Origin of the sequence: Proteus sp. fly-1067, from assembly GCF_040139345.1 — a bacterium.
GTDB classification, from domain to species: domain Bacteria; phylum Pseudomonadota; class Gammaproteobacteria; order Enterobacterales; family Enterobacteriaceae; genus Proteus; species Proteus vulgaris_B.
Map to the genome: position 1 here is coordinate 32,495 of NZ_JBEEUL010000004.1, position 14,081 is coordinate 46,575.

General features: G+C 28.9%; 5 protein-coding genes. 4 read left to right on the plus strand and 1 reads right to left on the minus strand.

Annotation, left to right across the window (positions count from 1 at the left end; all coding sequences use genetic code 11):
* Positions 1–123: 123 nt before the first annotated feature.
* Positions 124–9,837, plus strand: a complete 9,714-nt coding sequence (locus tag ABN217_RS07750) for an Mcf1 protease effector domain-containing protein (protein WP_349459290.1) — start codon at positions 124–126, stop codon at positions 9,835–9,837.
* A gap of 67 nt (positions 9,838–9,904) precedes the next feature.
* Here the strand turns inward: ABN217_RS07750 and yaaA are convergent, their stop codons facing one another.
* On the minus strand, positions 9,905–10,684 hold the full coding sequence (gene yaaA, locus ABN217_RS07755) for a peroxide stress protein YaaA (protein WP_072069473.1): 780 nt from the start codon (positions 10,682–10,684) through the stop codon (positions 9,905–9,907).
* 304 nt (positions 10,685–10,988) lie between these two features.
* Here yaaA and tal point away from each other — a divergent pair, with 304 nt between their 5' ends.
* From tal to mog, 3 genes are all read left to right on the plus strand, one after another.
* Positions 10,989–11,942 carry a transaldolase gene (gene tal / locus ABN217_RS07760; protein WP_072069472.1) on the plus strand — a complete coding sequence of 318 codons (954 nt, stop codon included), beginning with the start codon at positions 10,989–10,991 and terminating at the stop codon, positions 11,940–11,942.
* Positions 11,943–12,125: 183 nt separating this feature from the next.
* Positions 12,126–13,109: an SEL1-like repeat protein gene (locus ABN217_RS07765; protein WP_072069471.1), complete on the plus strand. Its 984-nt coding sequence runs from the start codon at positions 12,126–12,128 to the stop codon at positions 13,107–13,109.
* 221 nt (positions 13,110–13,330) lie between these two features.
* The gene (gene mog, locus ABN217_RS07770; protein ID WP_072069470.1) at positions 13,331–13,918 is read left to right on the plus strand and encodes a molybdopterin adenylyltransferase; all 588 of its coding nucleotides are present in this window, start codon (positions 13,331–13,333) and stop codon (positions 13,916–13,918) included.
* Positions 13,919–14,081 lie beyond the last annotated feature (163 nt).

Here is a 14,081-nt window from a genome sequence, read left to right on the forward strand (position 1 = left end):
CAAATCAACAAACAGAAAATATCTAATAATAATATTTATAAAAGTTAATATTTTAATAATTAGAGTATTATCTATTTATAATATTAATGTTGTTATTTTAATAAAGAATAGAAGAAATGAAATATGAAAAATAATAAAACTATTGTAATAAATAACATAATTAATGAAATTTCAAATGATATTGAAAGGTTTATAAGAGAAATTATTGGAAATAGAGATATTAATAATGATGTAATCAAAAATGCGCTGTTATTAAGTTATATAAATAAGTTAATAGATAAAGGAGAATATTTTTCCAATAATTATTTATTAGAAATTAAAAATACTATTGATTTATATGATTTGAATGTTAAAAATAATAGAATTGAGAATTATGTCATAAAAAAAATAGAAGAAAATATTAATTTAAATATAAATACTCTTATTTTTAATTATAAAAAACAAAAGGAAATGAAACCTTCATTAGTAAAGAAATATAAAATAGAAACATATTTTCAAAATAAAAATGATGGTGTTCATAGTATCGTTACTAATAATGGGTATTATTATTGTTATATAAATGAAGGTGAGGGTGTTTATATATCGATTTATTCTATTGATAATATTGTTAAATTTTTTAATACCAAAAGTGACTTGGTTAGTGATGTCATTATAAATTTAAAAGATATAGATAAGTTAGAGACTTTAAAGGTAAATTCATATCAAAAATATGAATTTATTAATAATAATTATTATAGAAGTGATTGGATTGTAAATAAAGACTTTATGCTTAATGAATGGGTAGAAAGCATAAAAAAACAAGGTGAAGGAGAATTGGATGATAATTATACGTTAAGAATGATAGAATCTAACAAAAGTAAATCTGTTTTCATTGTTAAAAATAAAGAGAAAAAAATAGAAACAATATTACATATTTATAGTGACTCTATAGAGTTAAGTATAAATATAGCAATGCAATATTATAAAGAGGCGGATGATGGAATTGAAACCATTTTTAGTCAAAAAGGAAATAAATGGATAAAAACGAAGATTTCAAAAAATAATAGATACATTGAATTTAATCAAGATAGTGATTTCATTATACCAATGAGCAATATAATGGAACATATTAGTATACTGGGAACGGCTGAATCGACCTATGAATTCTCGCATGATGAAGCGATAGGAGGGCTCTGTTATGGGTTAAGTATGAACTATTTATTAGAAATAAGAAATAATGGTGTAGAATATGGAACTAACTATATCATATGGTTAAAAAAATGTGCAGAGTTACTTTATTTCAATACTAAAAATAAAAAAATAAAAGCATTGGAAAATATTTTGATTAATAATGAAGTTGAATACAATTTAATGAGACTAATGGAGGAAACAAAAAAAATATTTTATTCTCAATCTTCTCAGTTTTCACATTATGATGATTATTGGAGGGTTAAAAAATATAAAGAATATCTTGATTTATATATTTATGATCCAAGAGAGATGTTTAATAATAAAGAGATTAATTTTAGTCAATATATTTATAGTATGGGGTTAACATTAAAAGAACGAAGGGAATCAACTATAGATGATTTTTTAAATATCATCATGGATAATATAATTAATAAAAAAAACTATTATTCACATATACAAACTGATGTTCATAACATTGCCTTTTCATTAAAGGTGTATACAGAGAAAGAATATTTTCTTTCATTGTTTGATGCAAACTTGGGAGTATTTGAATTCTATCATTTTGATGATTTTAAAGATAAGTTTAAATGGTTGTTGTCTAATTATAAACCCATAATTAGGAAAGGAAAAAAATATATTGGGATTGTTGAGTGTGAAGAAAATAGTAACCCATTTTACCAAACTAAATGGAGTGAAAGTTTAGCAGAAAAAAATAAAAATTTAGTTGAGAACTTAAAAAAAATAGGTTTTTCTTTAGAATTTAAAGATAATATTAAAGGGAAAGTAATTGAATTAATTGATGGGAATACATTAATTATTGAAATATTAGAAAATAATAGGATCATAGAAGTAAGTATTGAAAGTGATTCTATTAATGAAACTATTTTATATATTCAAAAAAATATTGATAAAATCACCCATGATAAATCAATAAATAAAATGATTTTAGGCAAAGATAGTGATGGCGAAGTTATTATCACACCAACATTAATTAATTTCCCTAGTGTAAGAGAAAATAATAATAAAGGATATATAGATTTTCAAGATAATTATTTTGAGAATTTAATTAACATAAATAAAGATTTAGCAAGGGGGCAGTCAAAAATAAGATTGTCAGCTATTTTATCTAATCTTAAAATATTACATGGAAATGTTTATTTTAATAAGCTTGTTGCTAGTATTGAATTGTTGAAATTTATTCCTGATTATATTGAAAAATATGAAAATAGCCCAGTTAATGAAATATTAAATAAAATATACAAAAAATTAGAAAGTAAGGTTTTTAATTATTTTGTAAATATTAATAAAGATAACTTTTTATCTATAGCATCAAAAAATAGCTCAGTAGCAGCTAGAATTTATCAAATCATTGTGTCAGAGAATAATGGAAGTTATTTTGGTATCAGTGATTTTATTTATAATAATATAAAGAGTAATTTTTTATTAAATAATGGAATTAGTGTCGATGAAATAAATTATAAAAACTACTATTTCATGTTAGAAAATGAAAATATAAAAAATATTATTGATGGGATCAATATTAAATATATAAAGGACAGTTTTTTTATCATTTCAAATGATAAAGTTTATACTAATATTACCTATAATCAATTAAATAATAACAGGGAAGATCCTGCAATTAATTATCTATTAGAAGTAGTAGAAAATCAGTTGGATAAAAAAATAATTTATAAAGATAAAACTTATAATGAAATCTATATTAGCACATATTCCACTCAAACTTATAAAGATTTTTTATTACAAAAAGAGATCTCTGAATTAGAAAGTATCTATAAGGAAGATAATGATGCGGAATATTTCCCAAATAGATTTTATATTGAAGAAGAAGATCCAGAGAAGTTAATAAATAAATCAATTGAACTATATATTTCTGAACTAGATACTCATAATGTATTATTTGAATATAATGATAAAATAATTAAATATTTATTAGATAATAAGAATATTATTTTAAATAATGATATATCTCATGTTTTTATTGATATTTTTCCCACAGATCTAAATCAAGAAATTAGATTTTTTAATATCACAGGCGTGAAGAATGAATTAATAAATAATTTATTTAAAAAATATCCACAATTAGAAGAATTTATCTCTTTTTGTAAGGATAAAAAAATAAAATTCACAATGATTAGTTATGAGGAGAGTGAGGGGGTTTTTGGTAAAATTGTAAAGAAGAAAAAAGAAATTGAATATGTATACGATACTCTCTATGAAAATACCATTCCAAGCGAAAAAATTATTTATATAGGTAAAAAAGAAAATATTTATAATTCTATTTATAGTGAGCAATTTATTGAAGGCATTGCTCAAAAAATAAATGTGCCAGTATACAAAATTAGCAATGATAAAATAATGTTATCTACTGAGGGAACACTTATTTATAGTGATCCTGTTGATGCTAAAAATATAATAAATAAAATAATAAATGACTTTATATTAAATGAAGTGGTGACGGAAAAATCTATATCATCGATCGAAAAAAATAAAAAATATCATCGTGTTTATCATGCAAATAAAATATATAAAAAAATAAATTCTATTTATCCTGATTATAGAAAGGATAACGATTTTCTATTTGGATATAGAAATAAAATTGTTAACTTTATTAATGATTTCTCAAGTCATATGACTGAAAATGATATTTTAAATTATATAGAAAAAAATAAATATAATTTAAAAATGGAGGAGCTAGGAGCACTGCTTAGAGAAATAGATAACAGAGTATTAAGTCTTGAAGAATTAGGTAAACAAAGAAAGCGATTTGTTCAGTTATTTAATAAAGTTCAGAAGAAAGGAATGGTTGATAGTAAAGCATTATCTCTCTCTTTTCCTCAAAAGATTGTTTTATCAAAATTAAAAGAGGGAGGTGAAGGGTTTTGTGAATCATTAAGTATGTTATTTGCAGGAGTGAAATATTTTGAGCATCAAGGAAATCAGCAAAGTGGCCAATTATTTTTAAAAAAGCTGGCTTGGTTAATTGATTTTTTTGATGCTGATATAAATAAACAGAAAATAATAAATAATGAATTAGAATTAAATGAGTCAACGAAAAATTTACTTTCTATACTTCAAGAGCTTAGTCGTGGTAATTTATCGTTATCTTCAATCACCGAGGGTATTAAGCAAGAAACTCATGAGCTAACATTAAGCTCTATTTTTCATCGTCTTTTTAATAATAAGAATGCATCTTCTAATTATTTACAACTTTATACGAAAGATCATGCTTTATTTGTATGGGGCAATAAAAATAATTCTAATTATGGATTGTACGATCCTAATTTTGGCTTAGCTGAATTTTCAGAAGAAAATAAGTTTAAACATTATTTAACAGAATTTTTTTACGGTGATGATATTAATGCTAAAAAAATATATAAATTAGAAAAAATAAAATCAGACGATTTTTTGTTTGATAAAATATTAAGTATTAACGCAGAGGCATTAATTAATTTTAAATTTAAAAATGGTAAATCTATGAAGGAATTTATTACAGAACCTCTAGATTTACATAAATTAGATATTATGACTAACTCTAATAAGGATTTTGAAAGACACATAACAAATGAAATGTTAATTGATGAAACTAGAATAATTCAGTTAGCGATACCGAGTGAAATTATTGATGGAATTATTTATCATAAATTTTCGATAGATTATTCAGTATATAAATATTATGATGAACTTTCTAAATTATTTCATTCTGAATCTCATGAAGATATAAAAAATAAATTAATTGAAATAATTAATGATCCATTAGTAAGTAAGAGATTCAATCGATTTGTTATTAATGATGTTGATCAAAATAATTTCATGAATATATTTGATAATAAGGTTCATGACTTATTTAATAAAGATAAAATTGTATCTATAAAAATATTAATTAGTTCTATTAATGATGATCCCAGAGTAATAAAAAAGCTATCAGAAAATTCTAAACAATTATTATCTGATTTCTTTTCATTATCTGAGAATGAATTAACTGGTGAATTGCTACGAATAGTATCAACACAAGAAAAGTATTTATATACTATTAATCAACTAGATATGATGTTGTTTTATTCACTAAGCACTAACTTCAATGATGCAAATAAGAAAATTAATGAAACTACAGCTCTTAAAAAAATCACTACACAATTCATTACTGATTTAAATAAACAAGAAAAAAATAGTTATCATACATTTCAAAAGAAACTTTTAAATTTACCTCAATATTTTTCTTTTTCAGGTAATGAAAACTTCTCTTCTTTAATTTTATTTAATTACTTATCAAGTGAAATAAGAGATAAAGTCGAGCACATTGATCACTTGTCTATGATCGAGGAGTTATATTATAAAAAATCGATAGATAACATTAATAGTCATGAAGAGCACTACTTATCTCTTTTTGAAACATTGCTTTCAACACTTTCAGAGAGTAAAGATCTAAAAGAAAATATTAAACACTTAAATTATGGCATATTAGATGAAATAATCATTGGATTAAAACCAGGGAATTATCTCTTAGATATAGATCATGAAAAGATAAATTTAACTATTAATATTTCTCCTGAAGGGAAAATAATATTTGATGTTTTTATTAATAAGGTTGGTAGTATAAAAATAATAGGTCATGATAAAAATAAAATAACTTCTGATTTACTAAATTTAATAAATAACATTAGTTATAAAAATAGAATTGAGGGTAATAAAACAGTAGGTTCTATTTATCATATTAGCGAATTTGATACTAAATCAATATCATTATTTAATAAATTCGCACTTATGGGGAAAGAGATAAAACTTGATTTTGATAATAAAAATACAATTAAAATTGATGATATTGAAATTAATAAAAAAATATTATCTTCATTAGGATGTTATGTTAATGATGTACCTATATTAAAAACAGATCTAAAAGCATTTTCATTGAAAAATGAAAAGCTAACCTTTTATGCAGATAAACTTAATGATTTTTTCTTATCTGCATCAGGTAGTGATGATGATAATGCCATCATTTCTTTATTAAAAAAGCAATTAAATCAAAAAGAAAAAACTATTACTTCAATACTTTCACCAGATATAAATCGAATGGATTATTTAGCTGCAAAAGAGCGTTTAGCAAAAATTATTGAATTAAATGAAGTAGACGTAAATAAAAACTATTGGGATAAATTACGTTATCCAACCTTAAAAATACCACGTTATATGAAAATTATATCTGGTATTGGTTATGGAAATATTACTTTTGGTATATGGCAATCTATAAATTCAACTTTAAATATGATGGAATTATTAAAGGATAACAATTTAAGCGAAGATCAGCGAAAAGAGATCCGCGCTAATCTTGCCATAATATGGACAGAAATGACCTATAACGGGTTATCTGAAATCATTGAAATTGCGGTAGCAAAAGGCATGTTAAAACACCGTACAAATGCTTTGGAATATGCTGGAAAGATGAGTACTCGTGTGGGAATGGCATTAAACCTACTTTCTGTGGGATTTGATATTTATAACATGTACGATAATTTCAGTCGAATATCATCAGAATCGAATGCGAGAAAACGTGATGATTACATTGTTAACGGTACGTTCGCTATTGTATCGGCATTAGCTACTATTGGTGTTTCTATTGCTATTTTGGCGGGAAGCACTGTTGCTGGTCCTATAGGGATTGTTGTGGGGGCCGCCATTGCATTAATAACGACTATTTATAATGCGGTACGTGTTGTTGAAGAAGCAAAAAATAAAGTTTCTTTTACTGTATGGGAGGAAATAGAAAGTGGTTTCCTTGCCGCGTTTACTGGCAAGATTGCCGCCAAAAAACAAAATGAAATTACCTTATTAGAGACTAAAGAATCGATTAAAATATCAACGGAAAAAGCCAGTCTGGATTATTATCAACAATTAATAAAATATAATCCTAATAGTAAATATTTTTATACGAATGAAGACTATCTTTATAAAGAAAAAAATTATTATAAAGTCGTGTATGAATTATTTAATGATCCAACAGGATTATTGATCCCTCCAATAGCAACTTTTATTTCAGAAAATCAAGCTAAATTGATGTCTAAAGAAGATGCAGAGAACTTTGCAAAGTTATTCCCTTATTTTGTTTCAAAGGAAACAAAGTATAAATATTATGAACCTCAAGAAGCAATAAAGACAGATGAAACACTGATATTTGATCTTGATTTTTATATCCATCAACTAAAAAAATATACTATAGATATAGTCCCTCAAAAAGGAGATGCTCGTCATTTAGAAATGATTGATGATGAATTTCTCAATAAAATTACTATGACGGAAAATAAGATCTTGCCATTGAAAAAAATTTTAAATAAAGAGTTACACTGTGTTAATAATCAGCAAATTTATTATGATTATTATCAAATCAAAGAAAATGAAGATTTCTATTTTAATACTAAAAATGGCAATGACATTATAGCAGCTCCGAAAAACGCAAAAAATACCTTTGATATTTATAATGGCACTAAACGGTTAAGCGGAGGAATTAAAGATGATATTTTTAATCTTTACACGACAAAATCTCCGCAATTTGCGAGCCGTTTTTATGGGAGAGAAGGTAATGATACACTTTGCATTGCTGAAAAATCAAAAATACATTCAGGTTATGAAGTAAATTTGTTGGCAAATTTCGTAAAATTTACTCATGTACTTAATCCCTCTAATAGCCTTAATTTTGGCTCTAAAATTTATCTCTATCATGATAAAAAGACACAAACACGGGCTCCAAAAGTGATTGTTGATACAATGCCGAATATAAAATTGCAATCTCATGAAGTTATTGCTTATTTAGACAGTATTGAAAATGTAATTGGCAGTGATAAAGGGAACGATTTATTGGTTGGTAATAACCAAGATAATTATCTTGATGGAGTATCGGGTAATGACACGATTTATGGTCATCAAGGTAATGATGTCATTCGGTTAGTCGAAGGGATTGCTGAAGGAGGAGATGGCGATGACACTTATATTGTCGCATTGGCACCAGAACATTACAGTGATAGAAAACAGATTAATATTACTCTTTTTGAAAATATAAAAAATAAAAGCAATAGTGTTGTAAAGTTAGAGCACTACTTTAATGATATAAAAAAAATAACTCGTGATAAAGAAGATCTTATTATTGAAATTAATAATAAAATAATTCTTTCAGATAAAGAAAATAAAATTATCCCAACATTTATTAGATTAAAAAATGTATATAAAAATATTACAAGTACTGAAGTTAATCATCATTATAACTTGATTACGGATGATGGTTTTATGTTAACAATAAATGATAATTTGATGCCAAATAATAATGTGTTATTTAATTTTAGCTATTTGGAAAATTATTCAAAACGTAAGGAGAAAATGACACATTTTTATTTGGATGAAGTCAAAAAACAGCTTATAGCAACTTTTTCTCATTATAATGAAACATATAGCTTATTACCTGAGTTAAAATATAGCGGTGTTGCTTTGGGTGAGGCTATTTCCTTTACTTTAGAAGGTAGTGCTGATGATAATGCTTATTTTTCAGTGACTTCAAATTCAAAAATAAAACTGAGTAATGGACAAGATGCTTATCAATTAAAAACATTTATTGCGAACATTGATGGTGAGCATATTGATATACTTATTAACTCCTCTAATTTTGACGAAAGTAAAGAAAGCAGTGCTAATATTATTCTTTCCGATGTCAGTGGTTATGAGCTTAAGTTAGATAACGGTATTCTTGCTCATCGCTACAATCCTAATGGACATCTATATTTAGATATAAATGAAATATTATTAAAAAATAATTTATTCAAAAATTTAACATTTCGTATTGTTGATAAAGATAGTAAGGTTTTTTCTTTACCTAATAAATATAAAGAAAATGGATTACTTGTTCCTATAGTACCTGATGTTTTTGAAATATCATCGGGTGATGATAATTTAGTTATTCAAAATAATATTATATTTAATGAATTTCTTAGGAATGGATCGGGCGTATACCATCATAATGCTGATCCCTCTTTATTATCTCAGACATTTAAACAGCAAGATATTCCTAATATTGAATTATTACCAATTATCGATGTATTTGAAGGGAATGATATTGTCATTAATCATAATGAAGCAAGTTCAGTGATCTCGGGGGGAGCCGGTGATGATATATTGATTGTAGAAAAAGGGCATCATATTCTTCTAGCCGAAGAGGGAAATGATAAACTTTATGGTGGTGAGGGTAATGACTTACTTATTTCAGATAAAGGTCATGATTATCTGAGCGGTAGTGTAGGTAATGATATTTACGTGGTAGCACAACGTGAAGGAAATGTGGTTATCATGGATAACCAAGGCCATAATAGGGTATTTATTACTGGGGTTGATAAAAATAAACCGTTAATCTCATTACGAGAAGGACATGATGAAATATTACGTTCTCAGGATAATCAATTTACGTTAACTATTAAAGATCAATACTTCAAAAGTTCACCCTCATGTCAAGTTGAGCAGAAAGCAAAAGAAGTAGACAGTGTCAATTTATCGGCAATTATTTATGAAATGGCACAATTTAATCAGACACAACTTTCCTCGATGGTCGGGGGGCAGCTTCCTAGTACACCTGATTGGTCATTATTACCCGTCATAATTAATCATTTAAATTGATCGTTATGTATTGATTTTGCATTAGAGAACAGTAATAAAGCCCACATTTTAATGTGGGCTTTGCTCATTAAAGAGATTGCTCTGCGCGTTTAAACACTAAGGTGTTACCTTCAGATTCTGCTGAGTTAAACTGATAACCCTCTAAATCAAATTCTTTAAGTTGTGTTTTGTCAGTGAGTTTTTCTTGAATAATAAAACGGCTCATTAATCCGCGCGCTTTTTTAGCGTAAAAGCTAATGACTTTGTATTTCCCATTCTTCTCATCTAGAAAAACAGGCTTAATAATTTCAGCATTGAGTTTTTGCGGGTTAACTGATTTAAAATATTCATCAGAGGCTAAATTAACTAAAACGTTATCACCTTGTGCTTCAATCGCTTTGTTTAACGCTTCTGTAATGGTGTTTTCCCAAAATTGGTATAAATCACTCCCTTTTTTATTTTTTAGTTTTATTCCCATTTCAAGACGATAAGGTTGCATTAAATCCAGAGGGCGCAATACACCATATAAGCCAGAAAGCATGCGTAAATGTTGTTGAGCAAATTGAAAATCATCTTCAGAAAAGAGTTCAGCTTGCATGCCTGTATAAACATCACCTTTAAATGCTAAAATAGCTTGGCGTGCATTTTCTGGTGTGAAATTAGGTTGCCACTCACCAAAACGTGCTGCATTTAATCCTGCTAATTTATCGCTTATTTTCATTAAACTAGCGATATCACTTGAAGATAATTTTCGGCACTCTTCGATAAGTTGCTGGGAATATTTTAGCAATTCAGGTTGGGTGAACTGCGTTGTTGCTAAAGGCGATTCGAAATCCAGTGTTTTAGCTGGTGAAATAGTAATTAGCATAATTCCCTCGGTACGTTATTTTAATATTGACTGAATATAACAAATTCTTTCGATGATAGACTAAATTATAGCAATAGGAAAAAACAATGATTTTGCTAATTTGTCGTAAAAATCGACAAATTAAACGATTCAGCTTGTGATCTTCTTCTGTTTTTTTCCGCTTTTGCTTTGCGAAAACGTTTGGCATTCAAATAATTGCTTTGTATGAATCTAAGCGTCTTGTAGTGTGAGCAGTCCATGTTATTATCAATAGATATCCGCAGGTGACTGCAAACAGATTTACCTAGTAGATGAGATAAACAAAATGACCAACAAATTGACTTCTTTGCGTAAACTGACAACGGTTGTTGCTGACACTGGTGACATTGCAGCAATGAAACTGTATCAGCCACAAGACGCAACTACCAACCCATCTTTAATTTTAAATGCAGCTCAAATTCCTGAATATCGTAAATTAATTGATGAAGCGATTGAATGGGCACGCGCACAAAGCGATTCTCGTGAACAACAAATCGTTGATGCTTGTGACAAGCTGGCAGTAAATATCGGTTTAGAAATTTTAAAACTGATCCCTGGTCGTATTTCAACAGAAGTGGATGCACGTCTTTCTTATGATACAGAAGCTTGTATTGTTAAAGCGCGTCATTTAATGAAGCTTTATAACGATGCAGGTATTAGCAACGATCGTATTCTTATCAAATTAGCATCTACTTGGCAGGGTATTCGTGCCGCAGAGCAATTAGAAAAAGAAGGTATCAACTGTAACCTGACTTTACTGTTCTCTTTCGCTCAAGCGCGCGCATGTGCTGAAGCAGGTGTTTACCTGATTTCTCCATTTGTTGGTCGTATCATGGATTGGTATAAAGCTAATACAGATAAAAAAGAATTTGCACCTGCTGAAGATCCAGGTGTTATTTCTGTGACTGAAATCTATAACTATTACAAACAACACGGTTACAACACCGTAGTTATGGGCGCAAGCTTCCGTAATATGGGTGAGATTTTAGAATTAGCAGGTTGTGATCGCCTGACTATCGCACCAGCACTGTTAAAAGAATTATCAGAAGCTGAAGGTGAAGTTGAACATAAGTTATCTTATAAAGGTGAAGTGAAAGCACGTCCAGAAGCTATCACTGAAGCACAATTCTATTGGGAGCATAATGCAGATCCAATGGCAGTAGATAAATTATCTGACGGTATTCGTAAATTTGCTGTCGATCAGGAAAAATTAGAGAAAATGATTGCGGATTTATTATAATTCGTCGTTAAATTCTTATAAAAATCTTAAATACCCATCTTTTATAGGTGGGTATTTTCATTTTTTTCTTCTCAAAATAACATTTAAGAAAATTTTAAGATTAAATTGATTGGAATATATTATTTATCCAGTAATAATTATAAAAATATATTATTAAAATACTCTATTTATTATTGGTGAATTATGAAAAAGATTGTCTTGGCAACGGTACTTGCATCGTTATTTTTTGGTGGCGCTGCAATGGCAGAGAGCAAAACCGCTTTCTCTTTACCTGCAATTGAAAAAAGTGCTGAAGGTGGAAACTCAGCGTCTCAATATCAATTGGGCGTAAAATATGAGAATGGCGAAGGTGTTGAACAAGATGCACAAAAAGCGCTGGAATGGTATACCAAAGCTGCAGAGCAAGGTCATGCTGAAGCGCAATTAAACTTAGCACTTATGTATGACATGAGCGATGATATTGATCGCGATGCAGAAAAAGCAGTTTATTGGTATAACAAAGCTGCGGTTCAAGGCGTTTCTTTAGCACAATACAACCTTGCTGTTTCTTATGACGATGGTGATGGTGTAGAGCAAGATCATGAGAAAGCCGTGTATTGGTATACTAAAGCTGGCGAGCAAGGTGATAGTGATGCGCAATACAATCTTGGTATCTCTTATGATGAAGGTATCGGTGTAGCACAAGATCATGAAAAAGCGGTTGTCTGGTATACGAAAGCAGCAGAACAAGGCCACTCTGATGCGCAATATAATCTTGCTGTCTCTTATGATGACGGTGAGGGTGTAGAGCGTAACGGTGCTAAAGCTGTTTTCTGGTATACGAAGGCTGCAAACCAAGGTAATCGTGACGCACAAAATAACTTAGGTGTGATGTACGATGAAGGTGATGGTGTGGCTAAAGATGCACGTAAAGCCGTTGAATGGTACAGAAAATCAGCTATTCAAGGTAATGGTCTTGCACAAAATAATCTTGCGTTAAACTATTACTACGGCAAAGGCGTTAAACGTGATCTGAAACAAGCTTATGCATGGTTTACTGTTGCTGTTGAAAATGGCGATGGTGATGAAGCAATGCTAAAACGTACTGCTCGTGCATTAAATGCGGCACAATTAGCAGAAGCTAAAAGTTTAGCGGCGTCTTATATAGCTAAATATATTGATGAATGATATTGATTAATATTATTTAGGATTAAAGAGAGGGAGCTTATGCTCCCTTTTTCTATTTTAGTTAACGATAAATAAAATAGAGAGTTATCAATTTTTATTATCCGTCCTCAATAATCAAATATTAAACATCATTAATATAATGAGATTATTTTTAATTCTCTTGTGTTCTCATGGTAATATCTGCGCGCAAGTTAGATGGTCATTGATTAATTGAGGTTGATATGAACGAATTACGCATAGGGTTAGTTTCTGTTTCTGATCGCGCATCAAGTGGGGTTTATGAAGATAAAGGCTTACCCGCTTTAGAGGCTTGGCTAAAAACTGCGTTAACAACGCCTTTTCATATCGAATCTCGTTTGATCCCAGATGAACAATTGATGATTGAGCAAACGCTTTGTGAACTTGTTGATGAATCAGGTTGCCATTTAGTACTAACAACGGGAGGAACGGGGCCTGCACGCCGTGATGTTACTCCTGATGCGACGTTGGCCATTGCAGATAGAGAAATGCCTGGTTTTGGTGAACAAATGCGTCAAATTAGTTTGAAATTTGTACCTACTGCAATTTTATCCCGACAAGTGGGTGTTATTCGTAACCAAGCATTAATTTTAAACTTACCCGGACAACCTAAAGCGATTGCAGAAACGTTAGAAGGGTTAAAAGACAGCGAAGGCAAAGTGATTGTTAGTGGTATTTTTGCGAGTGTACCTTATTGTATCCAATTGCTAGATGGCCCTTACGTTGAAACAAACGAAGATATTGTGACAGCATTTAGACCGAAATCAGCCCGCCGTTCTACTTCTGCATAAATAATCTAAGAGGTTATTTGAACTGTTTGTATGCATGCTTGGAATTCGTACTGTATTCAAGTAGTACAAAAATAACCTCATTCTATTCAATCTCTTTTTTCTTTTTTGTTTATTAAAAATATTAATTTTCAATTGGTTATGATTGTGTTTTGAGTTAAATCTT